21 protein-coding genes and 1 pseudogene are annotated in these 23,737 nt (G+C 49.9%); 6 read left to right on the forward strand and 16 right to left on the reverse strand.

Going from position 1 to position 23,737, the window contains the following annotated elements; genetic code table 11:
- Nucleotides 1-67: 67 nt before the first annotated feature.
- Nucleotides 68-1,381: an ABC transporter substrate-binding protein gene (locus tag PIL01S_RS10205; RefSeq protein ID WP_127537438.1), complete on the reverse strand. Its 1,314-nt coding sequence runs from the start codon at nt 1,379-1,381 to the stop codon at nt 68-70.
- Between the two features lie 221 nt (nt 1,382-1,602).
- On the opposite strand from PIL01S_RS10205, the gene PIL01S_RS10210 reads away from it, so the two are divergent.
- From PIL01S_RS10210 to PIL01S_RS10220, 3 genes are all read left to right on the forward strand, one after another.
- Nucleotides 1,603-2,784, forward strand: a complete 1,182-nt coding sequence (locus tag PIL01S_RS10210) for an AGE family epimerase/isomerase (protein WP_127537439.1) — start codon at nt 1,603-1,605, stop codon at nt 2,782-2,784.
- 2 nt (nt 2,785-2,786) lie between these two features.
- A complete protein-coding gene (locus tag PIL01S_RS10215; RefSeq protein WP_127537440.1) occupies nt 2,787-3,971 on the forward strand; it encodes a glycoside hydrolase family 130 protein in 1,185 nt (394 codons plus the stop codon).
- Nucleotides 3,972-4,173: 202 nt separating this feature from the next.
- Nucleotides 4,174-5,187, forward strand: a complete 1,014-nt coding sequence (locus PIL01S_RS10220) for a LacI family DNA-binding transcriptional regulator (protein ID WP_127537441.1) — start codon at nt 4,174-4,176, stop codon at nt 5,185-5,187.
- A 137-nt stretch (nt 5,188-5,324) separates the two neighbouring features.
- Here PIL01S_RS10220 and PIL01S_RS10225 read toward each other — a convergent pair whose 3' ends face one another.
- Nucleotides 5,325-6,752: a pectate lyase family protein gene (locus tag PIL01S_RS10225; protein ID WP_127537442.1), complete on the reverse strand. Its 1,428-nt coding sequence runs from the start codon at nt 6,750-6,752 to the stop codon at nt 5,325-5,327.
- 293 nt (nt 6,753-7,045) lie between these two features.
- Entirely contained in the window at nt 7,046-7,561 is a 516-nt protein-coding gene (locus PIL01S_RS10230) for a DUF2179 domain-containing protein (RefSeq protein ID WP_127537443.1), read from the reverse strand.
- Nucleotides 7,562-7,876: 315 nt separating this feature from the next.
- On the opposite strand from PIL01S_RS10230, the gene PIL01S_RS10235 reads away from it, so the two are divergent.
- The gene (locus PIL01S_RS10235) at nt 7,877-8,977 is read left to right on the forward strand and encodes a Leu/Phe/Val dehydrogenase (protein ID WP_127537444.1); all 1,101 of its coding nucleotides are present in this window, start codon (nt 7,877-7,879) and stop codon (nt 8,975-8,977) included.
- 92 nt (nt 8,978-9,069) lie between these two features.
- Here the strand turns inward: PIL01S_RS10235 and PIL01S_RS10240 are convergent, their stop codons facing one another.
- The 9 genes from PIL01S_RS10240 to PIL01S_RS10280 all read right to left on the reverse strand — a co-directional run bounded on the left by PIL01S_RS10240 (nt 9,070) and on the right by PIL01S_RS10280 (nt 18,250).
- Nucleotides 9,070-10,767 carry a hypothetical protein gene (locus tag PIL01S_RS10240; protein ID WP_127537445.1) on the reverse strand — a complete coding sequence of 566 codons (1,698 nt, stop codon included), beginning with the start codon at nt 10,765-10,767 and terminating at the stop codon, nt 9,070-9,072.
- A 1-nt stretch (nt 10,768) separates the two neighbouring features.
- Nucleotides 10,769-11,554 carry an ABC transporter ATP-binding protein gene (locus PIL01S_RS10245; protein WP_127537446.1) on the reverse strand — a complete coding sequence of 262 codons (786 nt, stop codon included), beginning with the start codon at nt 11,552-11,554 and terminating at the stop codon, nt 10,769-10,771.
- Between the two features lie 251 nt (nt 11,555-11,805).
- On the reverse strand, nt 11,806-12,435 hold the full coding sequence (locus PIL01S_RS10250) for a PepSY domain-containing protein (RefSeq protein ID WP_164764210.1): 630 nt from the start codon (nt 12,433-12,435) through the stop codon (nt 11,806-11,808).
- Nucleotides 12,436-12,594: 159 nt separating this feature from the next.
- Nucleotides 12,595-13,386: a PepSY domain-containing protein gene (locus PIL01S_RS10255; RefSeq protein WP_127537448.1), complete on the reverse strand. Its 792-nt coding sequence runs from the start codon at nt 13,384-13,386 to the stop codon at nt 12,595-12,597.
- A 77-nt stretch (nt 13,387-13,463) separates the two neighbouring features.
- Nucleotides 13,464-14,852, reverse strand: a complete 1,389-nt coding sequence (locus PIL01S_RS10260) for a sensor histidine kinase (protein WP_127537449.1) — start codon at nt 14,850-14,852, stop codon at nt 13,464-13,466.
- Entirely contained in the window at nt 14,849-15,592 is a 744-nt protein-coding gene (locus PIL01S_RS10265; RefSeq protein ID WP_127537450.1) for a response regulator transcription factor, read from the reverse strand. Before PIL01S_RS10265 ends, PIL01S_RS10260 begins: the two co-directional genes overlap by 4 nt.
- Nucleotides 15,593-15,640: 48 nt before the next feature.
- The gene (locus PIL01S_RS10270) at nt 15,641-16,285 is read right to left on the reverse strand and encodes an SDR family oxidoreductase (protein WP_127537451.1); all 645 of its coding nucleotides are present in this window, start codon (nt 16,283-16,285) and stop codon (nt 15,641-15,643) included.
- A gap of 313 nt (nt 16,286-16,598) precedes the next feature.
- Nucleotides 16,599-17,780 (reverse strand): NAD(P)/FAD-dependent oxidoreductase, encoded by a 1,182-nt coding sequence (locus PIL01S_RS10275; protein WP_127537452.1) that lies wholly within the window; start codon nt 17,778-17,780, stop codon nt 16,599-16,601.
- Between the two features lie 23 nt (nt 17,781-17,803).
- Complete coding sequence (locus tag PIL01S_RS10280) at nt 17,804-18,250, reverse strand: DUF1641 domain-containing protein (protein WP_127537453.1); 447 nt, start codon at nt 18,248-18,250, stop codon at nt 17,804-17,806.
- Nucleotides 18,251-18,931: 681 nt separating this feature from the next.
- On the opposite strand from PIL01S_RS10280, the gene PIL01S_RS10285 reads away from it, so the two are divergent.
- The gene (locus tag PIL01S_RS10285; protein WP_082704104.1) at nt 18,932-19,105 is read left to right on the forward strand and encodes a CsbD family protein; all 174 of its coding nucleotides are present in this window, start codon (nt 18,932-18,934) and stop codon (nt 19,103-19,105) included.
- A 169-nt stretch (nt 19,106-19,274) separates the two neighbouring features.
- Here the strand turns inward: PIL01S_RS10285 and PIL01S_RS10290 are convergent, their stop codons facing one another.
- A complete protein-coding gene (locus PIL01S_RS10290) occupies nt 19,275-20,276 on the reverse strand; it encodes an NAD-dependent epimerase/dehydratase family protein (protein ID WP_246058162.1) in 1,002 nt (333 codons plus the stop codon).
- Nucleotides 20,277-20,442: 166 nt separating this feature from the next.
- Here PIL01S_RS10290 and PIL01S_RS10295 point away from each other — a divergent pair, with 166 nt between their 5' ends.
- On the forward strand, nt 20,443-20,958 hold the full coding sequence (locus PIL01S_RS10295; RefSeq protein WP_127537455.1) for a cupin domain-containing protein: 516 nt from the start codon (nt 20,443-20,445) through the stop codon (nt 20,956-20,958).
- Nucleotides 20,959-21,089: 131 nt separating this feature from the next.
- Here PIL01S_RS10295 and PIL01S_RS10300 read toward each other — a convergent pair whose 3' ends face one another.
- The 3 genes and pseudogenes from PIL01S_RS10300 to PIL01S_RS29460 form a co-directional block, all read right to left on the reverse strand.
- The gene (locus PIL01S_RS10300; RefSeq protein WP_127537456.1) at nt 21,090-21,746 is read right to left on the reverse strand and encodes a TVP38/TMEM64 family protein; all 657 of its coding nucleotides are present in this window, start codon (nt 21,744-21,746) and stop codon (nt 21,090-21,092) included.
- A gap of 250 nt (nt 21,747-21,996) precedes the next feature.
- A pseudogene (locus tag PIL01S_RS30230) lies at nt 21,997-22,434 on the reverse strand (HNH endonuclease); the annotation flags it as partial.
- A gap of 1,097 nt (nt 22,435-23,531) precedes the next feature.
- Nucleotides 23,532-23,687: a hypothetical protein gene (locus PIL01S_RS29460; protein ID WP_164764212.1), complete on the reverse strand. Its 156-nt coding sequence runs from the start codon at nt 23,685-23,687 to the stop codon at nt 23,532-23,534.
- Nucleotides 23,688-23,737: the final 50 nt, after the last annotated feature.

Raw genomic sequence — 23,737 nt, forward strand, 5'->3', positions numbered from 1 at the left:
CGCTGTATGTCAACGGTTGGTCAGACGTACGTATTGCAGTGACAACGTTGCATCTGCTGCAAACTGCTTACTTCGTGAGTTCTGCCCGCGCTTTCACCCATTTGTCATTCAGGTCCTTCATGATGTCATCATACGATTCGCTGCGGTTACCGATGGCTGCTTCGATAATGCGTTTCTTGAAATCTGGCTGCCAGAGGCCGATCTCGCCTTCATTGTCGATTTTATCAACCAGGCCTTCCTGTCCTTCTTTGGCAGGGGTTAATGTGGAGAATGTAACGTCCTTGTATTGATCCAAAATGGGTGGCAGCTCCGCACTTTTGTCTGCACTCATGCCTCCGCCTTGCTCAACCGCATAGTTTGATTTCGCGAGGAACCAGTCAATCCACGCTTTCGCAGCAGGCTTGTTCTCGCTATTCACGTTCATGCCGATGTTATAGTCTGCAGCGAGCGGAACGACTACATCACTTGCATTTGTAGGGAATGGCAAGAATCCAATATTATCCGGTGTATCCGTCAAGCCCTGGATTTGCGTAATCGCCCATGATCCCAGCGCCATCGTTGCAATTTTGCCATTTGCAAGGTCAGCCTTGGAGCTTTCCCAATCGGTTGTGGTTGGATCCTTCTCGATCAGGCCATTTTTGGCTGCATCATAGAGCACTTTGTACAATTCATAATGCGGCTTACCAGCCACAAAGTTCTCGTCCGTGTTTGGCTGATCAATGTTAACGTAGTCCACACTGCCTGCAACCGTCGCAAGATCGGATTCCCACTGCGTCAAAGCCCAACCGGACGCATAGTTGGTGTACAGAGGAATTGCATCCGTGTTGTCTTTCACAAGTTGGAGGGCTGCCTGGAACTGCTCAGGCGTCTTGGGCACTTCCGTAATGCCGGCATCCTTGAATACCTGCTTGTTATAGATAATTCCAGAGAACGTGATAACTGTAGGGATACCATATACCTGGCCATCGACCATACGTTCTTCAATCCCTGTGTACTTGTCTTTCAACTCGTCATACGTGCCAAGCGGTTCAAAAAAGTCCGGGATATCTGCGATAGGTACGCTGGTCGGAATCATCAGCACGTCACCGTAGTCTTTGGTGCTCATCCGGATTTTCACTTGGCCCTCGTAATCGGCCAGTGCCTGGAAGTTAACTTTGACATCCGGATACTCCTTGTTAAATGCTGCTGCGTAATCCTTGAATACGGTATCAACAATATCCGTACGCTGTGTCAAAACGGTAATTTCACCCTTGATATCCGCAGGATCTGTGCTGATATCCTCCCCTGCCTGTGAAGATTCGCCTCCAGAAGAGCAAGCTGCGAGTAGAGAAGTAATGAGCAGCATGGTAAGCAGAAGCATCCAGCCTTTGTTTTTCTTCAATCGATTCGACCCCTTTGCTAAGTTAATTTAAGTTATCGTTAAGGTTACAAAATGGATTTTATTATGGTAACGCTTACCTGTCAATTAAATTATTTATTACTTAACAAAAGTTTTTCTCAAACGATTCGTTGACAACGTCTATATCCGAATCTAATATTATTAAATAAAGTTACCGATAACTTAACTAAACTTGATCCTGTATTTCGAAGGGGCGCTTACTTATGACGAACAGCAGTGACATCCGGACTGAAATAAAAGAACACTGGGAAGGACATATTTTGCCCTTCTGGTCTGCCCTCAAAGACCATAACCACGGCGGATTCTACGGGTGGGTCGGCAATGATCTTCAGGTTGACCCTCTCGCTCCCAAAGGCGGCATCGCTACAGCACGACAGCTGTGGTCTTTTGCAGCAGCTTACCGGGTGACCGGAAATGAAGTCTGGCGCGATCACGCAGAACACGCCTACCGTTTTCTTGCGGGCCATATCATTGATACGGAATATGGCGGTATGTATTGGATGGTTGATGCCAAAGGAGAACCACTGGATACAAGCAAACATGTCTATACGCAATCCTTCGGTGTGTATTCACTCAGCGAGTACTACCGCGCAACAGGGGATACCTCTGCATTGGAATTAGCGAAAACGCTTTTTGTCCTGATTGAGGATCAAGGCCTGAATGCCGAATTACCTGCGTATAAGGAACAATTCGACCGCTTCTGGAATGAACAGCCGAATGAAATGCTGAGCGAGAACGGCGTGATTGCCGATTACACGATGAATACGCATATCCATGTGCTGGAGGCCTACACCACCCTCTACCGAGTGTGGCCAGATCAACAGGTGAGAGCGGCACTGGAACGCCTGCTCGGCATCTTATATGAACGCGTGTATAACAAGGACACGAAGTTTCTCGGGGTATTTTTCAACAAGGCATGGGAATCCATTATCGATCTGAAATCCTTCGGGCATGACATTGAAGCCAGCTGGTTAATTGACGACACGTTGAGAGTGCTGGGGCTGGATCAACACCCGGAGTACTCCGCGATGGTGACGGATATTGCCTATAACATCTCCAATGTGGCCGTACAGACCGACGGCTCTCTTATGAACGAACAAGAGGGAACTCATGTGGATGAGAAACGGATATGGTGGGTGCAGGCAGAGGCGATGGTCGGCTTCTATAACGCCTATCAGCGTACAGGCGACCCTATGTTTCTGGAGAGAGTGAACCGCTTGTGGACATATACGAAGGAACATATTATTGATCACCGTGCTGGCGGGGAGTGGTACTGGTCGGTGGATGGGGACGGCGTTCCGGATCAGAGTGAAATTGCAGGACCATGGAAATGCCCGTATCACAATAGCAGGTTTTGTATTGAACTAATCGAGAGGATGGGATAACGATGATACACCCCAAATACAAGGAGTTATTGGAGCAACAGGAGCAGCTGCTTACACGCCAAAATGAGATCGATCCTACATTCTACAACGGTGTATATGATCGATATCGTTATCCGGTGATTACTCGCCACCATGTCCCGCTCCACTGGAGGTTCGATCTGGACGAAACGACTAACCCCCATTTCATGGAGCGCCTGGGCATTAACGCTACACTTAATCCGGGAGCCATCTACTTCAATGGCAAATACGTGATGGTCATCCGAACCGAGGGATTGGACCGCAAATCGATCTTTGCTTTGGCTGAGAGCGACAACGGCATCGACGGATTCCGTTTCACGGGCAAGCCATTAGTGTGGGAAGACATCGATGCAGAAGAGACCAACCAATATGATATGCGATTGGTGCAGCATGAAGATGGCTGGATCTACGGCATTTATTGCTCTGAGCGCAAAGATCCCGAAGCTCCGGCATTTGATACGTCCAGCGCGGTGGCGCAGGCAGGTCTTGTTCGCACACGCGATCTGGTTAGCTGGGAGCGCCTGCCCAACATTACGACAAGCTCACCACAACAGCGGAATGTGGTTCTGCACCCGGAGTTTGTAGATGGCAAATATGCGTTTTACACTCGCCCACAGGACGGATTCATCTCCACCGGCAGCGGCGGCGGGATCGCCTTCGGTCTATGCGATGATATTCTGAATCCGGTCATTGCCAAAGAAACCATTATCGATGAGCGCAAATATCATACGGTATACGAAGTGAAAAACGGCCAGGGACCTGCCCCGCTTAAGACAGATCGCGGTTGGATTCACATTGCGCACGGGGTACGCAACACGGCGGCGGGTCTGCGTTATGTACTGTACACATTCGCCACGGATCTGAATGATCCGGCACGAATCATCGCCAAGCCGAGCGGGCATTTCATTGCACCTTATGACGACGAGCGCGTAGGCGATGTATCCAATGTTATTTTCTGCAACGGTGCAGTGGTCAATGAACAAGGCAAGGTCTTCATCTATTACGCATCCAGCGATACCCGCTGTCATGTGGCCACTACAACGCTTGATCAACTGGTCGATTACACCTTCAATACACCGGCCGATCCGTATCGTTCCCTGGATTGTGCCAGTCAGCGTGGTGACCTGATCCAGCGGAATGAAGAGCTCCTGCAAAAACAACTGGTTTAATGTGAAGAGCAGCCTTCGACCGCAAAGTGCAGCATGCTGAAAAATTAGCGCTAGCCTGGCCAGAATGCCTTTATTCCATGTGGGTAACGATGTATACTAATATGAATGGTTATTATGGTTAAGTAAGCGCTAATCATAATGGCTGCACATTGTACTTAAACCGGCTTGAAGGAGGCGACCAAAGCTGAAGAACAATATCACCATGCGGGATATCGCCGACAAGCTCGGAGTTAGCAGTGTGACGGTCTCGAAAGCATTAAATGACAAAGATGGCGTCAGTGGCGAATTGAAGGAAAAAATCAAAGTGCTTGCCGTCCAGATGGGCTACCGGTATAATGCCGCAGCCCGCTCGATGAAGGAAGGCTTGACTCATAATATAGGCGTTATTATCCCGGAGCGTTTTACCGGTCCTACCCAATCGTTCTACGTACGTGTATTCCAGCGCATCACCAAGCATTTGGAGGACCAAGGATACTATGGTATTCTGCACATTCTGAATGGTCAGGACGAAGAAGATTTAACACTGCCCAAACTATACAGCGATAGCAAAGTGGATGGTTTCATTGTGCTTGGGCAGATCAGCAAAGAGTATATTGAACTGGTGCAATCGATGGACGTTCCCAAAATGTTTCTCGATTTCTACGATGAGCACTCGGATATCGATTCGGTCGTTACCGATAACTTTTACGCTGCGTACGAGCTGACCAACGTTCTGATCCAGCAGGGACACCGCCGGATTGCATATGTCGGGAATCTGTACTCTACAAGCAGCATTCAGGATCGATTCCTTGGATATTATAAATCCTTGCTGGAGCATCGGTTGCCGATGAATCAGGATCTTGTGCTTAACGACCGTGATGAGCGAGGTACGTTCATTGAGATCGATCTGCCAGAGCAACTGCCTACGGCTTTTGTATGCAACTGCGATCAGGTCGCTCATTTACTCGTTCAGAAATTGACCTCCCTGGGGATACAGGTGCCCGCACAATGCTCCGTGGTTGGGTTCGATAATGATATCTATGCGACCCTCTCCGATCCCCAATTAACTACGGTTGAGGTTGACGTGGAACAGATGGCACGCACGGCAGTTCAATCCATGCTCAAAAAGATTGATAACCCAAGTCGCAGCTTCGGCCGCGTACACGTGAAGGGCAACATCATTTATCGTGATTCCGTGAGTGCTGCACCTGCCTCTCAGGATGATGGATTGGTTTAACTAAGGACTTCTGTTGCTTAAAAAGAGTGCTCCCGGCCATGGTGGCTGCAGGAGCACTCTTTGTTTATAAGCGGTGGAGCGGTTGACATCCCCCCTCCGCTCAGTCACACATCTCATTACCTGCTGCATTGGGTTATCTAGTAGCTCGTCTTCAGCCAGTTGTCTTTGGACCAGATTAATTTGCCTGCACCCGCTCCACTTGATCCCGTTAGTCGGGCATTCAGCGTCGCCGGATCATCTGTAGTATAGCTGTAAGGAAGGGACGAAAATCCGTTCCATGAGAAGCTCTTCACTGCAGCCGGTACCGGGCTGAGCGGACTGCCTGAAGTATCACTGCTGCCGCGGAATGAGCTTCCATCCAGCGAATACATCGTATCCGTCACCCGAATCTTGCCTGTATACGTGGCATCGGCCGGATCGGTCTGGTTATTGCGGACCGGGAACTGTACGTCCTGGATCACCGATTTCTCCACCAGCACCGCTCCGCTCTCTGTGGAGATGGCCCCGTTGCTGATGATATCAAAATGATAGCCTTTGGATGAGATCGCAGCGGCCATCGCCGACGTGATTTTGGATTTGGCTGCACGCGCTCCTGTCGCATCCATCACGATATTGTAGGCATGTGCGTTCCCTCCACGCAGGCGTGGCATGCGATCCTGAATGTCCTTGTACAGGTTATGGTGCAGGGTTATGGACAGGTTGGCATTCGCTGATTCGAAGCTCGTTGAGCCGACCAAATGCCCTTTTTTCTGAGGGGACGAAATGGCAATGATATCGGCTTTGCTGAGTCCAACCGCACTGCTCCGCAGGTAATTGTACATTGGATAGGAAGCCTTGTTCGCTTCCAATTCGTTAATCTGCTGGGTAACCCAGCTGTTCGCGCTGCCGTCATCTCCTTTGAAGAGAGACCAGGAAATAGTCACACCACTGGTTCCCTTTTTCGAATCAACAAGCCCGTCGTAGGCTTTATTGAATGTGCAGTGGTCAATCCACACGTTACTGTTCTCTTCAAGGGTGATATAATCCCAGTCGTTTTTGTCATAATCGCCCTTGGTTGCTTCATCCCATTCCCATAACTCGTCAAATTCAAGGTTACGAATGATAACATTGGAGCTGCGTTTGACGCTGATGGCTGCATGTTTGATCTTCGCCCCGTTAGCGGAGAAAATGGTTAGGCCATTGAAGCTGTCGATCGTCAGCTTGCTGACACCCGTCTGTTTCAGTACTGGGTGAGTTAGTGCATCATTATGCTTCGCAAAAGGGGATGTCTGGGCGGCACTCGGAATTTCGTTCCATCCCAGATTCAGGTCGTTCATGATCTCGACGACTTTGACACCGGAGTTCTTTTTTAGCGCCGCAGCCAGATCCGCTGCATTATAGACCTTTTTATACTTGGACGTATCCGATTCGCTGATGGAACCCCCGCCCGTGTTCCCTTGGGAGAAACCTGTAAGATTGTAATCTGCGTTTCCTGCTGCCTGTACACTTGCTGGGCCAGACAGTAGGGTCAGCCCCAACGTAAGAGCCAGTGCGGCACTGCACCATGTTCGAATCTTGCTTTTCATCAAACCATTCCTCCCTGAATTATAATGATATGTTCCTCCACTGCTGCCAGCACATCTCATGAAGAACATGTCCACAATGTACATCCTGGAAGCGATTACAACAATAATCCCTATTTTAGGTTCGTGATAACCGTTGTCGAAGCTGCATGGATGCTGCATGGAGTGTACTCTAGGCAACCACCAATCGTACGCAATTAACTTCTAAGGAATTTTTTTCAGGGGTAAGGAAAAAGCAAAGAAACCAAACTGCTCACAAAAAAAACAGGCCTGCAGCACGGCATGCCTGTCTTATCCTATTTTTTGATCGAGCGTGTCCAAAATCCGCCATGGAACTGCTTCGGTTCTACGGTAATAACAAATGCCTTCGGATCCAGTTCCAGAATGGTCTGGTAGAGCAATTTCTGATTTTTCCGTTTCGCCAGAATTTCCATGACCAAACGATCTCCGTCACGTCCACTGCCCACCCATGCGGTGACACCATAACCTTTATCCCTCAGAGCATTGGCTACGTTCCCGCCCATCTGATTACAGATCACTTTAACCGTAACGTAACCGAGCGCAATTTTCTCTTCGATCCAGGCACCCAGCAATACACCCAGGCCGTAGCCCACGGCATAAACGATCAGTGCGGATGGCTGCTTCAAGTACTGGAGGACCAGATTCAGCCCTAACACATAAATGATGATCTCACCCATGCTGATGAGGGCAGCGATATATTTCTGTCCTTTGAGCGTCAGAATCATCCGCAGTGTATAGGCCGACACATAGACGATTTGGATCAAGAAGATAAACAACAATATTTTAAGCAATGGCAATCCCTCTTTCCTGGCACGTACACCGGTTGGACCCGCGATACGAGCTTCGGTCTGTTTCCTGTACGTTTCTCCATATCTCCATCATTGGACGTTATGCGATCATTTTAAACCGTTAAATGCAAATCTCGGTTCTTTCCTGTCGAATGACACACTGGAATTGCCATTATAGAACCGTTTGTCCCGATTATCAACCCGGCCGAAGACCCAGGGGCGAAACCAGGTTTTTGTGAATAGAATGAAGGGTCAATAAATGGAGAGCAAATGCTCAGACGACAAAATGGGTACAAGGTGACATAAGGGGGAAGGGCCATGCAGCTATGGCAGGAGATGGAGCGTGAAGGCCTGGAAGAACTCCTATTTTGTCATGATCCGCAAAGTGGGCTAAAGGCTGTCATTGCCATCCACAGCACCGTGCTCGGGCCGGCGCTGGGAGGATGCCGCTACTGGGCGTATGCTTCGGAGGAAGAGGCCATACGCGATGCAATCAAGCTGGCCAAAGGCATGACCTACAAGAATGCCGTTTCCAATCTGCCGTATGGCGGCGGAAAAGCCGTGGTCTGGGAGTTGCCGGCGGCAGAGCGAGTATCGGGAGTGGAGCCATCAGGCAATAACAGCTTGAACCTGAGTGTCTCACAACGTGCGCATATCTTCCGCTCGCTGGGACGTTTCCTGGAACGGCTGAATGGACGCTATGTTACAGGCCTTGATCTGGGGACTACGGCAGCGGACATGGACCAGATCCGATTGGAGACCACCTATGTGACGGATACGACCGGGTCACTGGGGGCACAAAATGACTTCACCGCCGAGATGACTGCCTACGGGGTGTATACAGGCATTGTGACCTCGCTGCAGCATCAGGGGGTCACTTCTCTTCAGGGCATTCCCGTGGCCGTCCAGGGACTGGGCAAGGTTGGGCATGCCCTGTGCCGCCACCTGCATGCAGCCGGGGCACGGCTCATTGTGGCAGACGTTGTACCGGAACGTGTACAACGTGCCCTTGTGCAGTTCAGCGGCGCTACCCCGGCCGATCCGGCCCATATTCACGCCGCTGACTGCAAGGTGTTCGCCCCCTGTGCTCTGGGGGGCGTGTTGACCCCGGCAACGGTGGAGGAGCTTCGCTGCTCCATTGTTGCCGGGGCGGCGAACAACCAGCTCAGCGAGCGGGAGCCGGTTGTTCGCCGCCTGCAGGCGCGGGGCATTCTGTACGCGCCTGACTATGTGCTTAACGCAGGCGGCATCATCAGCACCGCCTACGAGCTGGAGGGTGAAGTGCCGGACCAGATCCGCCAGCGGGTGGCGGAAATCGCGGATACACTCACCCAGGTCTACCAACTAGCTGCAGCATCGAGCATCTCCACTGCTGATGCAGCAGACCGGATGGCTGAGGCCCGACTTGCTCAGCCATGAATTTCCCCTTCCTCTTCCTTAAGCGAATGATCTTCAAAGGCAAAAGGCCAACCTGTTCAGATGAACGGGTTGGCCTTCATTCTTATGGTGTACTATCGTGAATTGTTCTGTTCCTTGCTTGCTCCCCACTCACTTGAAACCTGAACATTCACCCGCTTGACCCGGTATAACATGCTCCAGAGCAGAAAATTAGCCACGATCAGAACTCCACCGAAGATCCAGATGCCTCCTGGCAGTGTACGAAAGAAAACATGTATCCCCCATAACAAGGCAATCACCGGAAATGCCGCGAATACAAACCAGCCATCACTTTGCTGGGCAATACTAAAGGATAGAGAGAACGGCGGCTTGCGCAATAACAGCTTGCTTGTTAACGGAATCAGCGCCGTACCCACCAGCAGGATCACAGCCAGATCAGGCAGAATCCGCAGCCCGAATGTCCAGGCAAATACAATGGCATTCAGCAGAAAAACAGGCAAGAACATATTGCACATAAATGCCTTCAGTGCACCCATATAGAGCACATTTTCATTCGCAATCGGGGCAGCCCGGAAGGTCCAGAATGCCTTGTAATGGCCCGAATACTTCAGCATGATGATTACCGAAACCACGAGAATCAGCATGATGTACAGTGTATAAAAGAACGAGCTCTCTCTAAGTTCCGCCCACGTGGATGACTGCAGCTGGGTGAACCAGAAGACGTAAGGCAAAACAAAGGATAATCCAATGGATGGATATACCTTCAGCTTGAATTCCCGTTCACTTCGCATCATGCTTGCTGACAACCGGAAGCAGGCCTGCTCCTCCCCGGAACGGCAGAATACCCTGGCAAGTGTACGATCCCATAACCCTTTTCTTCGTCCCGAGGTCGATCCTGAATGGGCCATTTTCTCTAAATACAATTCAAAGGAAGGCATCAGCTTCACATAGATAACCAAACTGATCATTGGAACAACAACAGCCAACGTGCTGAAGGTATACAGCCATACATCCCCACCACCAGCGAACAGCCATTCATATACAGCTGCATACCACACGGGAGGAAGTAAGAGCTGCCACCAGGCTGGCGTGAAGACCATGTCAAAATCAATGATACTGAATGACCGTGCAACCAGCTGATATCCAACAGCGATGCCAACGGATAACAAAATCTGTACCATGTTGATCATGTCTTTCAGCTTCTCTCCATCCAGAAACTTCATCATGAACAAGTAAACTAGAGATGTAGTGACCAGAATGAACATATTGATCAGAATGAGTTCCGCGATGAATAACAGGAAGAATCCGATGCCATGTGTGATTAAGCCCGCAACCAGTGGTACGGCTGTCAGGGAACCTGTCAGCAGCAGCAAATACACTCCGGCATGAATAGCCCGGGCCATGCCAACCGTACGGGCATTCACCGGCTTGGTCATAATGATATTCCGATCCCGGATATCCAGCAGCACAGAGGAAAAGTCCGAGATCATGGATGTCATGATGATAAACATCAGCACAGCGGTGACCAGACCCATCTGGAGCATATAATGACCGGTATCCCAGACGACAAATGGCACCAGAAGCAAACCCATCAATCCGTACAACCAGAGGGATCGAAGGTACAGGTTCCCTTCCTTCTGCTCCTTATTACCGCTGCGCGCCGACAATACAGTCGGTACCCTGCGCTGATCCATTTGAAATTTCACCCGCAAAATGAGCCGCAGCACATCATAATCCGCCCCTGTCTTGGCAATGATATGGCGAAAATGATCCAGGATCTTCAGCGTACGGAATTCGGAGGATTCCGCCATATCAATACACCTCCTGCACAATCGATACAAAGCGTTCAGCAATCGCCTTATGCTCATTAAAGCCCGTCAATTGGTTAAACACCTCTTCGAGCGTGCCTTCCATGGACTGCTGCTGCAGCTGCCTGAATGTTCCGTCTGCCATCACTCTTCCTTCCGCAATCAGGATGATCCGGCTGCTGATCTTCTCGACCACGTCCATGATGTGCGAGGAATAGAAGATGGTTGTACCTTTGGCCGACAGCTGCGACAAAATCTCCTTGACCACCATCACGCTGTTGGCGTCGAGCCCACTGAGCGGTTCATCCAAAAACAGCAGATCCGGATCATGCAGCAATGCTGAGATGAGCAGCACCTTCTGGCGCATCCCCTTCGAGAAAGAGGCAATGCGGGAATGATAGGATTTTTCGAGTCCAAAGCAATCCATCAGCAGCTTCGCCTTGTAATCGGCATCCGCATAAGACAACCCATACAGTTCTCCAATGAACGTCAGGTATTCTGCTGGAGTCAGTTGTTCATACAGCTCTGCAACTTCGGGGACATAACCGATTCTGCGTTTATATTCCGTATCACCATCTGCGATATCCTTGCCAAAGATGCAAACCTTGCCCACATATCCTTCAACCAGTCCCAGCAGGATTTTGACCGTGGTGCTTTTGCCGGCCCCATTCGGACCGATGTACCCAATCATCTCTCCCCGCTTCACCTCAAGATCAATTCCGTTCAGGACATAACGTCCGTTATAACGCATCCGCAAGCCTTCAATGGAAAGTACTTGTTCTTCGTTCACTTCGTTATCCAGCTCCTGTCTCTATCCGTTTCTATAATTCTACTAGTTTACCACAGTTTAGGATATTGTGATCTGGATGATTATCATATCTAGCAACAGAACTCTAAGATTATGATGAAAAGGCAGCAAAAAGGACGCTTCATATGAAGCGTCCTTTACCATGAGCATGCAGCTTTCCAGAGATGTTCTCTTAAGGTGTGTGAGCATGCTAACTTGTATTTATTTTAATCGGTGTCTTAACGGTCCTTCATTTAATCCTCGTCGTCAAAATCCTGGTCAAAGGACAGCACTTTACCTGTATTGGCATCCACATCAACATCTGCTTCCCCATCCGCGGTTCTGATCTCGATCTCATAGACATAACGTCCGTCATCATGGTCGAGCTCAATTTCGGTTACTTTTCCACCTGTCACCTGTTTCAGGGCAATCGCAGAGGCTTGTGCTTCGGTCAATTTAACCTGTTTTGCGGCAGACTGGTTGGAAGTACTTGTGGCAGAGCCATTGTAATTATAATCATCATCGTCGTCATAGTCTTCATCATCCACAACCGCCAGGATCTTGCCTGTGTAGGCATCCAGACGTACCACAACGTCATTGCTTCCTTTGCGGTCAATTTCGACTTCGTAGAACGTTTGGCCGTTTCTGCGCTCCAGATCAATATCGTCAACTTTACCCTCAGCCGCTTTTAATGCCGCTGCTTTGGCTTGCGCTCCAGTCAGCAATTTGCCAGTACTGCTCTGATCCTGTGTGACCGACTGCGAAGTCGATGATGGTGTGGTTTGTACCGACTGTCCGTTTACGCTGCTGCTCGCTGCTACCGCCGACCCTCCAAGAAGTACCGCTGCCGAAATACTGCCAATCCATAGTTTGTGTTTGTTCATCATGTTTCATCTCCTCGTTGTTATTCTCGTTCTCGTCTACAGTTATAGAATAACCTGTGCGTATGAGAGATCAGCGAGAGTCAGATTAGAATTTGATGAGAAAATGAGACGAACATTCACAGTATTATTGCATTATTGCATCTCTATTGTTGAAGTTACTTAATCTTCTTCGTCTTCATCCCAGGTCACGGACCGGATCGCTCCGGATATAGCGTTCACCTGCACGATAGCTTCCCTGCCGTCCTCCAGATCAATCTCGACCAGATAATAGGGATTTCCACTATTCGTTCCACGGAGCTCCGTGTCATCCACTTCCCCGGGAACTCTGGCAAGTGCCTTTTGCTCAGCTTCCTTCTCACTAAGAAACTGCGGAGCATCATTCTCTTTTCCCGGTTCCGAAGCTGGAGCATCCAGCGTCTTGGAAGATCGCTTCTCCCCGTTATATGGGTCAACTGTCCACTGTTCACGGCGATTATCCTTCATTTTCAATACAGCCAGATAAACCGGACTTCCCTGCTGCTCCACCAGTTCCAGGGATACCAGCTGCTCATCGGTTTGCTTCCGCAACTCCGTCTTGATCTGCTCCCGGCTGAGCAGTGTTTTTTCTTCAGCCTCAGGATTGGATTCCAGCCTCTTGATGGCATTGACTGTAGCAGTTACCGCATCCAGCTGTACATCATATAGCCCTGTTTCGGATCGAAGCTGCATGATATACGTACCGTCCTTCAATGTGGAATTCACAATTTCTCCAGGGTATTGTTCCAATACTGCCTGCGCTGCTGCATCCGCACTCAGCATCACACGGCTGGATTGCCATGGCTGCCACCAGCCTACGATTGTGACAAGCAGCACAGCCACAATACCTGCCCCCCACCATATCGGTCGCTTTGACCTTCCGCTCGTCTGCTGCTGTTCCCGTTTCATTTCCGGTGGTACTTGTGACTTTTCCAATCTGCCTCCCCCTTTTCACACGTGCATCTGCTCCCGTGACACTCTTGGCATCAGTATACAAGAGAAGAATGAGAATTTCATGAGAACAGGGTCGTCTGAACGGATACTGGCAAAATAATCGAAGCCTCGGTGCCTACACCTTCGGCACTCTTCAGTTCAACACGTGCCCCTATAGCCCCTGCGATGTCCTTCGCGAGAGACAATCCCAAGCCCGATCCACTTGCTCCGCCGCTGCGGGTTCTTGCCGGGTCCACACGGTAAAAACGGTCAAATACTTTGGTTAGCTCTTCCTCCCGCATTCCAATCCCCGTATCAACGATGCATATCCGGCACTCCTGTCCTCTGGATTCCAGTCTGACTTCAATGGCATCCTCGCTATACTTACGGGCATTGTCCAGCAGAATAAACAACATCTGCTTCAGCTTACTTTCATCACTGATCACCCAGATACTGCCTGGATCATCACAATAAACTTCCCGGTGATAGGCTTCCCGGAAGGCTCGAGTAGATTCCTGAGCCAAACGTGTGATATCAAGCCTTTCCAGCTGTATGTTCCATTGCTCTGGCTGCTTGGCCAGCAAGAGCAGCTGTTCGGTCATCTCTCGCATGCGAACGGATTCGGACAGTATGGCTTCAACAGCCTCATCGAACACCTCAGGTCGCTCCTTGCCCCGTCGCTGCAGCAGACTGGCATAACTCTCAATAATCGTCAGCGGCGTTTTAAGCTCATGCGAGGCATCCGATACGAAACGCTCCTGCCGCTCGAAGTTGGATTCCAGCAAATCCATCATGCGGTTAAACGTCTGCCCCATGGTACTCAGTTCATCCTTCGATTGGGCAGCGAGTGGAAGCCGCTTAAACTGGCCGCTTGACTGGATATCACTCATAGTACGGGTCATCTGCTGAATCGGCCTTGTCATCCGGTTCGCCAAAATTCGGCTGGAGATAATCGCAGGGATCAATGCGATAATCGTTACAACGACCAGAACCGTACGCAGCACGGACAGGCCATTCTCGGTATCCGCAACACTTTCAGTGACTTGTACATTCACCACTTCACCATCAGGCCAGATTACCGGCACAGACACCCAGACATACTCCAGCTGTCCAACCCGGGTATACTCTGATTTCTTTTGACTCTCGTACTTATACGGCAGCTTGCTCAGCATCTCGTTCAATTGGGGCTCTGTCGCTGTCGTTACCGGATCGGAACTGGTACCATCCTCATTGACAATGCGGAGCATTCCTTCCACCGGCGCATAGGCACGCAGCAGATCGTCCGGTGGAATGGATTCGGCAGAATCGCGCACTCCTGTTACGATCGAGCCGGCCTCAGCTTCGACACGCTTGATCTCATTAGACATTGAAATTCGTTCAAAAACGATATACACGGACAGGTTTACAGCGATGAGCAGTACCGCAAACAAAACCGAGGAGTATCCATAAATTTTGCTCCGCAGACTCATAATTGCTCCTTCAGAACGTATCCAACACCACGAACGGTATGTATTAAGGGTGGAGTGAATCCGTTATCTACCTTTTTGCGCACATAACGGATATACACATCCACCACATTGGTATCTCCATAATAATCGTAACCCCAGACTGCCTGCACAATCTGATCACGACTCAATACCTGACGCTGATTCTGCAGCAGATACACAAGAAGATCGAACTCACGTGGAGTAAGCTCGATAGGTATTCCATCCCGGGATACCTCCCTTGTACCCTCATTCAACCTCAACCCAGCGGCAGTAAGCCAGCCTGTTTCTTCTTCAGTCATATGGCTTGTTGTGTCTTGATTGGCATGTCGTATTACCCCGGATGAAGAAGCGGCTGCGGCACTCAGCCGGAGCGCTGCCCGTACTCTGGCAAGCAGTTCTTCGATTCGGAAGGGTTTAGTAATGTAATCATTGGCACCGAGATCAAGTCCCGACACCTTGTCCTCGACTGAATCCTTCGCAGTTAGCATCAGGATGGGCACCAAGGCATCTTTGGCACGGATTCGCCGCAGCACCTCAATTCCGCTCAGGCCAGGCAGCATAATATCCAACAGAATCAGATCCCACTGACCGCCATGATACATTTCGAGCCCTTCCGTACCGCTCCCTGCCTTACCCACCTGATAACCCTCATACTGTAATTCAAGTTCAAGCAGGCGTGCGATTTTGGGTTCATCTTCAATCACCAGCACGGCTTCATTCATACCGAGTTCCCCCCTCGTTCCATTCTCCCGATATCTTACAATAGAACTCTACAGTTTGCCCAATGCATCCTCCACGAGGTCGTCCCCGGCGATCAGGTCAAATGCCATGCGATATGTCTTCTCTTCCTGCAGGGAAGCTGCGATAACACGAGCCACATCCTCACGCGGTATACTTCCTGGTTTCAAGTCTGTTCCTACGGCGATTTTGCCTGTTCCTAGTTCATTTTTTAAGCCACCAGGACGAATAATCGTATAATTCAGCTCACTCGCAAACAGCGCACGATCGGCATAATGCTTCGCCACATAATATGGTTTAATGGCATCCGACCATTTCTCCCGCTGATCTGCACCAAAAGCACTGACCAGAATGTATCTGGAAATGCCCTGCTGCAGCGCGGCCTCCATTGTTTTTACAGCCCCGTCGAGATCAATAAGGAGTGTCTTGTCTGCACCTGTAGAACCACCGGACCCTGCTGTGAATACGACGGCATCATGATCCTTCATTGTTTCAGCCAGATCATTCACGCTGCCCTCCAGATCACCCATGACTACATTTGCACCCAGCTGTTTGAGTGCATCTGCCTGTTCCGGTTTGCGAATCATTGCCGTCACCTGATGCTTGCCTTCCTGGGCGAGCTGTTCCACAAGCATCTTGCCGATTTGTCCGTTTGCACCAATAACCAATACATTCATATGTCATGCTCCTCTCGGTTAAACGGGTAACCCCGTGTAGCTTTATCCTTCTCTGGACTTGTCTTTAATTTAAACGAAAGCCGGCGCTTCTAAGCGCCGGCTGCTGTGATCCCATCCGTTTAGCGCATTGTCAGCGCATAAATCATGCTTCCATATACATCTTAATATACCATACACCCTGTACTGTCTATACCTAACGTATCCATCCAGTTCTGCAGCCCTTTTAACCTCACCTGCTCCTTAGCGTTTAACCCTGGCTGAAGCAACGCAAAAAGGGTGCCCCTAGGGCACCCTTATATGGATAGCTACTAAATTAGTAAGCCAGTGCGAACAATCCGTGGATGTGAGACAGGTAACGGATGTTACTTGCTTCTTTCATCATGGTTGCTGGCAGACCTTTCAGACGAGTCTGGTTGCCACCGATCATGCCGACAGCATCCTTACGACCCAGACTTCCCAGTGTACCGGAGAATACTGGTGTGAAGGATTCCATTGCGCCACCTTTGAACATTACGCCCAGGTTGTGACCAATGGTTTCACCCATTTGCCAAGCCAGTTGTGCAGTTGGAGGATATGGACGAGCGCCTTCGCTAGGGAAGACCACTGCGCTGTCACCAGCAACGAACACATCTTTGTGGGATGTGGATTGCAGAACTTCCGTAACTTTTGCACGGCCGCGATCCACTTCAATTCCACTGTTAGCAACAACCGCATTACCTTGTACGCCACCTGTCCATACGAGTGTGTTCGTAGGAATCGAGCTGCCGTCTTTCAGCAATACTTCGTTTTCTTTCATCTCTGTGATCGCTACGCCAACGATGAAGTTAACGCCACGTTTCTCGAGACTCGATTTTGCACGGTCAACCAGTTCGGGCGGGAATCCTGCCAGGATGGAAGGACCTGCTTCAACTGTGTACAGGGAGATATCGTTGAAATCGATACCTTTCTCTTGGCATACGCCTGGAAGAAGGTCTGCGAATTCGCCGACAAGCTCGATACCTGTCAAACCGCCGCCGCCAATAACAAACGTTGCGTCTGCTTTGTTGCCGGATTGTTTGTAAGCATCCAGACGTGCTTCAACGTGTGCACGAATGCGGTTAGCATCGCTAACGGATTTCAGCGTGAAGCTGTACTCCTGCAATCCCGGAATTCCGAAGAATGCCGTTTCGCTACCCAGGGCAACGACGAGTGCATCATAGGAGTAAGTAGAGCCGCTGGTCATCAGAACTTTTTTCTCGTCCGGCTTGATTGTGTCCACCGTATCGATTTTCAAGTTCACGTTTTTACCACGCAGCAATTTTTCAAGCGGAAGAGCAACTGCCTTTTCAGCAATGCTTCCTGCTGCAAGACGGTGCAGTTCCGTAATAATTTGGTGCGTAGGGTAACGGTTAACGACTGTAATTGTCGCTTCTTCCGGTGTCAGGTATTGACGCGCAGTCAGCGCAGTCAAAAGACCACCGTAACCTCCGCCCAAGATCAAAATTTGCTTCGACATATCCATCCTCCGTTCTTCTAATCTTAACGTTGCTGTTGTTGACGCTCGTTCAGAATGCTCAGGAATGATTGAGCAAAACGCAGCGTTTGTTGTACGTTTGGATCTTTAAGCATTTTGAGCATAGCGAACAGACCAACCGAAGTTTGCTCTGCTTGCGCACGGTCATTTGCTTCGATTGCAGCGGAAGCTACACCTTTGGCTTTGTCTACAACTGGTTTAGCGAATTCACCCATTGCGCTCATTGTGTCGCTGATCAGAACTTTGTCTGTAGCTACGCTTTGTGCAAAGTCATAAGCTTTGGTCATGGCAGTAACCATTTCAGCCAGTTTAGGCAGGTTTTCAACCAAAACGGTCAGAGACTCCTGTACCTCAGGCTTCATCAGTTGATCGAGCACGTCCAAGGACTGGCGCTCGGAAACGTTGGCACCTTCTGTAACTGGCACCTCTTGTTGAGTAGGCGATTGTGACATAAGAGAAAGTCCTCCTTTACTTTGGGATAGAAGTCCGCGACTTTCATGATGCCTGTCAAGCAGAGCCGAACCACGAATACAAGGGATACATTGAAATGTACCAAATTTCACACAATAGAAAGAGCGAAGCCCAAGGGCCGCTCTCGGATCATGTATTGTATTGGGTCTATTGCGGACAACATGTGTTGACGCAAAACGACAAGCAGGCCGAAACCGAACTCTATACCCTTATATTACACCTCTTACACATGAACATGAAAAAGAAATTTTTTACACTTGTGAAGATATTGTGAACATTGTAACAAATCCGATTTTTTTGTCAAGCTTCGCGGTCGGAATGTAACCGCTTATCGTTCTGTTCCAGATCTGCATTCCTACCACATGTGGTATTAAGACAAGATCACATACGTCCATATGTGCGAAAAAGTACATATAGAGGATTTTTTCAGTCTTATTTTTAGGAAGTGTTTTCCAAAATCATGAATTCCATGCAACGAATTTGGTCACTATCGTTATTATGCAGCTTGTCATGCTGGCTTATTCCCTATTCGCTCAATTCTTCCCGATGAGAATCTTGACCTTATTTCAGGTCCTTACGAAAGCTTCTTCTGACAGACGAAGTTTAAAATTACAGGAACCCGGTTAATAAGGACTACACCAGAAATGAAGGAGATGTTCGATATGAGTAATTCAACTAGCGATAAAATCAAAGCAGGCGTGAATAAAGCTAAAGGCGAAGTGAAGGATCAGATCGGTAACGCAACAAACAACAGATCCCTTCAGGCTGAGGGTAAAAAGGACAAGGCGAAAGGCGCGGTTCAAGATAAAATTGCCGATGTAAAAGATCGCCACTAGGATTTGGTCTCATATGCTTCGCACGATCAAGTCGTGCACTATATACGTCATGATGTCGGCCCGTAGACATACAGCATGAACATGCCTGTACCTACGGGGCAGAAAAAAGCCAAGGAAGGTGCTATTCCAATCACCCTTCCCTGGCTTTTTTTGATTGTAATACGTTGTATCAAATCGCTGGGGCCACATATCTAGCCATATCCACGATAAACTCATGACTTCCTCTCGATGTTTGATAATGTCTGCTGAATTGTCGCACCCAATCCGGATGCTCCTGATACCAGCGGTATGTCTTTTCCAGCCCCTGTTCCAATGTAATCTGCGGTTTCCAGCCCAGTTCTTCTCTTAACTTGCCCGAATAAACGACCAAACTGGAGCCTCTGGACTGGGTCGGTTCCTGATCCCGAATCTCGACATCTCCTGTGGAGCGCTGCAGTGATTGCAGCAGCTCGCCGATCTCCTGCATCGTTGTGCCTTGTCCTGTCGAGATGTTATACGTATGCCGATCTTGTCCATGCAGCATAATCTGTTCAATGGCTTTCATTGCATCATCGATATACAGAAAATCACGTACAGCAGATCCTTGAATATCCAGCCGCAAGCCATCCATCATCCGGCCAAAATTGCGGGGAATGATTCGGTCAGGCAGCTGCCATGGCCCATAAAGGTTGGTTAAGCGGAAGATTTTGACGGGGAGGTTGTAACATTGGGCATAGGAATGAGCCAGCGTCTCACAGGCTACTTTGGATGCCGAATAGGGTGATACTGGAGCATATACGTCTGATTCGGAGTACACTCTGCCAAACTCGCCTCCATAGACTTCTACCGAGGAGGCCAGTACAACCGGAATACGATGATCGGCTGCATATTGCAAAACGGCCTGTGTGCTTAGCGTGTTGTTACGAAACACTTCTCCTGGGTGATGGTAGGAATAATCCACATGCGGCATGGCTGCCAGGTGAATAATATAATCGGTTCCCTGGGGCAAGCTGAAGCGGTCTGAAGCGAGGTCACAACAAGTGAAGGTCATCTCATGCAGCGGGGAGCTGTGAACAAGTCTCTGACAATAGTCATCCCGGTCGATCAGGGTAATGCAGTGGCCCTTTTGCGCCAAATAATGAGAAAGATTGAATCCCACAAATCCGGAAGCCCCTGTAATGACAATGTTCACCAAACCATTCCTCCTTGGATTTTTACTCAGGCAGGCTCTTGAGGCGAGCGTATGTATTGAGTATAACCCTAAATTGATACGTTTTGTATCATTTTCCATTCATTTTTTATTTTTCTTTCCGCAGAGCAGACAGCTAATGAGGGTAATAATCAGTGAGGTGATGAAAATGAATGAACCCAGAGAGAATATAGAGACCTTTTACTTCAAAGACGATGGCGTGATTCCCAACAATCCAAACTTGCCAGTACTGTTGTATAAAGGGGTATGGGCAAAAGACCCTTCCCGAGCAGAGTCGCTGTTGAACAGAAATCATTGGGGAAACAGCTGGATTAATGGTGTGTTTGACTATCATCATTTTCATAGCAATGCCCATGAAGCACTAGCAGTGGTTAGCGGTTTCGTTCAGCTGATTCTGGGCGGGGAAAAGGGACAACGAGTTTATCTGCAAACGGGAGATATTGTTGTGCTTCCTGCAGGAACAGGACATAAGCGTCTGGAAGCCAGCTCTGATTTTCGTATAGCAGGTGCTTACCCTGGCGGCACAAGCTACAATACCCGTACAGGTGATCCGGGAGAACGTCCTGAAGTGCTCCGGGAGATTCAGGGTGTGCCCCTCCCTGATACAGATCCAGTCTACGGGAACGAGGGACCCTTGTTGGAATTATGGAATAAAGGCAAATAAGAGGGTGCCTGCATATGAGTGAACCAAACAGAAAAACAGACTGTTAACGAGAAAAATCATATCCTCGATAACAGTCTGTTTAGCTTATGCGCGTAACCGGATGCCGTAGAACCGTATATGCATGCTGCTGATCAGGAAGAAATGGTATTCCCTGAAGAGGGATTGGATTCGTTCCGTTTCTCCTCGGACGATGAACGGGTGAAGTGTCTCTCCAGCTTCCGACTGGCCCACAATGATACAGCGATAAACAGCAGTACACCGATCCACCTTACAGGATGTTCCAGGAATTGGGCCACATTGGAGCCAATGTAGGTCACGCAGAATATCATGATGCCCTTACCAAACCCTACGGTGAGCAGGAAAGACATGAGTCTCATTCGGGCAATACCTGCCGCCACATTAATGATGACAAACGGTCCGACCGGAAAGATGCTCAGCAAAAATACATAACTGAAGGCATTCCGCCGAATCCATACCATGCTCCGCTGAACACGCGGTTTGCTGGACCATCGTTCCACGAAGGCAGATTTCCCAATCTCCCGGACCAGCAAGAAGGTCAGGGTACAACCCAGCACCATCCCAATCCACGAGTACAAAAATCCCGCCCATAGTCCGTACACCGCCCCATTAACCCCCACGATCAGCAGGGTTGGCAGCGGTGGCACAAAGGACTTCATAAAGGTAAGCAGTATACCCGGAAGCGGCCCCAGGGAACGAAACTGCTCCAGCCAATAACGAATATTCTCTTCCGTAAAATAGGACATGATGTCCAGAGGTACCGGGGTCATGTGCATCCTTCCAATCTATTCAGTCTCCATCCGTTTACACCGCAATTCCTGTGCTCGAATGATCTGGGTACAGTTCATCTTCTTCTCACAGTATAACGTACGAATCCACACCAAACCGTTGTTAATTTGAAGAAATATTCACAGATGAGACCAACATAACAAAAAGCACACCCTGACCTGTACAACAAGTCTTGATGTGCTTTGCTATATTGGTATCCCTCCCCCTAACAGGAGAAGAAATAAACATATTCTATTCCAGCTGCGCTTCCTGTATCTGCAGTTCGTTCAGTTCCTCCTGATGAGCGGCATTCCATTCAGGTATGCCGGACCGCATGAACTCGTCTGCATCCATTGCAGCTTTGGACTGGTTGCACAGATTGCACGCACATACACAGTTTAGCGGAGTTGTATGACCGCCTTTGGCCCGAGGCAGAAGATGATCGATCGTATCACCATATGATCCACAGAAGTAGCAGGTATACTGATCCCGGGTCATGATGTACCGTTTGAAATCCTTGTTGCTGAATAATCTGCGAATGGTGTACCGGTTAACAACAACTGCGGCTTTTTCCTTGACCAGCGTGACCGCAAGCTCCATGTCAATCTCCTGATGCCAGCGGCGGCCTTTATCCGTCTTGCCACGCATGCGGACCATGCCCTGCCTGTTCGTACGGAGCGATGACGGATCTTCCGGATCAATGGCTGCCGGAACCGCCGGAGTCTGACGGCGCGGCCGGCCATCTGCGCCCGCACTTCGGCTGCGGGCATGGTGGGAATGGGGACGGTGCCCGGAAGTCGTTGCCCGGGCGCCGTCTTCACTGGCGGCCTTATGCGCACGTTCTTTGCGCATTGGCCGTGCCCTGCTCCCTTGCGGACCCTGTGGCCGCATGGGAGCAGATTCAGCTGTCCCGGCCGCAGCAGAAGCTGCCTGGCCCGGGTCCAGCCCTGGAGCGGCAGGCTGTGCAGCTGCCGCCAAGGGCCCGTCGACCGTGGCCGCAGCGCCACGGTCGCTTGCTGGCACCTCGGACTTGACCGCGATGCGGTCCGGTCCAGTGCCAGCGCCAGGCGGCGCCGAGCGTTTGCGGCGCCGCTTGCGCTTGCGCCCCGCTGCAGTCTGCTGACCCGCAGCTGCTGTTCCCGCTGCCGGATCCTGCGGATCTTCCGGCAGCGAAGCCTCGCTGGCCGCTACAGCAGCCTGAGCGGCGGCCTGTTCAGCACGCACATTGGATACGGTGTGTCCACCAACCTTCGGATCACGATCTTCCTGGCCTGCGGCGCCTGATTCCGTGATCCGTTCAGACTGCTCAAGGACTGGCTGTGCCTGCTGCGGTTTGGACTTTCGTCTCCGTCTCCTTTTCTTCCGATCACCTGATGGCTCCGAGGAGGCTGAAGATAGAGATTCAGCTTCACTGTGCTGTTTCTGAGAACCTTCATCCACTGTCTCTTGAATCACCTGTTGATTGGCTGCAGCACTCGACTCATTTGTAATGTTCTCCGGTCTTGGCATCCGTATGTGCAGACTCTGACCCTGCTGCACCGGGATGCCGCTAACGTCAGCCTGTCCACTGCGCTGACGACAGCGACGACAGGCTCCTCGTCTGGAACCGGGACCCGCCCTCTTTCCGGTTCTGCGCCGAAATTCAGACAACGGACGCTGTTGCCCGCAATGCATGCATACCTTGGTCTGTTGCGCTTCATGTTCCGTCATATCCTGCCGGAAAGGGGCTGAGCCCGTCTCCATGTTGTCACCTCGGTTCCGTATGAATCCGGTTTCTTTCTATTGTATCACATCTGCTCGCGGACGCACTCATACCCCTGTGTCTGTGCCGGATAGCCATCTGTGCTGTACTCTGTTGTCTGTCCATTGCATTCATGAAGAATGTGCTCTACATATTCCAATATATCTTGCATCGGTTTCCCGCATTGTTCACATGTTTTCATTCATCTCACCTTGATCCTGTTCTGTAAGTCTCTGCATTTTTGATTTGTGT

Origin of the sequence: Paenibacillus illinoisensis NBRC 15959 (genome assembly GCF_004000925.1) — a bacterium.
Lineage (GTDB): Bacteria > Bacillota > Bacilli > Paenibacillales > Paenibacillaceae > Paenibacillus > Paenibacillus illinoisensis.

What these genes read in the sequence shown, in the direction of transcription:
- PIL01S_RS10210 (WP_127537439.1), top strand. Translation starts at nt 1,603, where the DNA reads ATGACGAACAGCAGTGACATCCGGACTGAAATAAAAGAACACTGGGAA.
- PIL01S_RS10215 (WP_127537440.1), top strand. Translation starts at nt 2,787, where the DNA reads ATGATACACCCCAAATACAAGGAGTTATTGGAGCAACAGGAGCAGCTG.
- PIL01S_RS10220 (WP_127537441.1), top strand. Translation starts at nt 4,174, where the DNA reads ATGCGGGATATCGCCGACAAGCTCGGAGTTAGCAGTGTGACGGTCTCG.
- PIL01S_RS10225 (WP_127537442.1), bottom strand. Translation starts at nt 6,752, where the DNA reads ATGAAAAGCAAGATTCGAACATGGTGCAGTGCCGCACTGGCTCTTACG.
- PIL01S_RS10235 (WP_127537444.1), top strand. Translation starts at nt 7,877, where the DNA reads ATGCAGCTATGGCAGGAGATGGAGCGTGAAGGCCTGGAAGAACTCCTA.
- PIL01S_RS10240 (WP_127537445.1), bottom strand. Translation starts at nt 10,767, where the DNA reads ATGGCGGAATCCTCCGAATTCCGTACGCTGAAGATCCTGGATCATTTT.
- PIL01S_RS10250 (WP_164764210.1), bottom strand. Translation starts at nt 12,435, where the DNA reads ATGAACAAACACAAACTATGGATTGGCAGTATTTCGGCAGCGGTACTT.
- PIL01S_RS10260 (WP_127537449.1), bottom strand. Translation starts at nt 14,852, where the DNA reads ATGAGTCTGCGGAGCAAAATTTATGGATACTCCTCGGTTTTGTTTGCG.
- PIL01S_RS10265 (WP_127537450.1), bottom strand. Translation starts at nt 15,592, where the DNA reads ATGAATGAAGCCGTGCTGGTGATTGAAGATGAACCCAAAATCGCACGC.
- PIL01S_RS10270 (WP_127537451.1), bottom strand. Translation starts at nt 16,285, where the DNA reads ATGAATGTATTGGTTATTGGTGCAAACGGACAAATCGGCAAGATGCTT.
- PIL01S_RS10275 (WP_127537452.1), bottom strand. Translation starts at nt 17,780, where the DNA reads ATGTCGAAGCAAATTTTGATCTTGGGCGGAGGTTACGGTGGTCTTTTG.
- PIL01S_RS10280 (WP_127537453.1), bottom strand. Translation starts at nt 18,250, where the DNA reads ATGTCACAATCGCCTACTCAACAAGAGGTGCCAGTTACAGAAGGTGCC.
- PIL01S_RS10285 (WP_082704104.1), top strand. Translation starts at nt 18,932, where the DNA reads ATGAGTAATTCAACTAGCGATAAAATCAAAGCAGGCGTGAATAAAGCT.
- PIL01S_RS10295 (WP_127537455.1), top strand. Translation starts at nt 20,443, where the DNA reads ATGAATGAACCCAGAGAGAATATAGAGACCTTTTACTTCAAAGACGAT.
- PIL01S_RS10300 (WP_127537456.1), bottom strand. Translation starts at nt 21,746, where the DNA reads ATGACCCCGGTACCTCTGGACATCATGTCCTATTTTACGGAAGAGAAT.
- PIL01S_RS29460 (WP_164764212.1), bottom strand. Translation starts at nt 23,687, where the DNA reads ATGAAAACATGTGAACAATGCGGGAAACCGATGCAAGATATATTGGAA.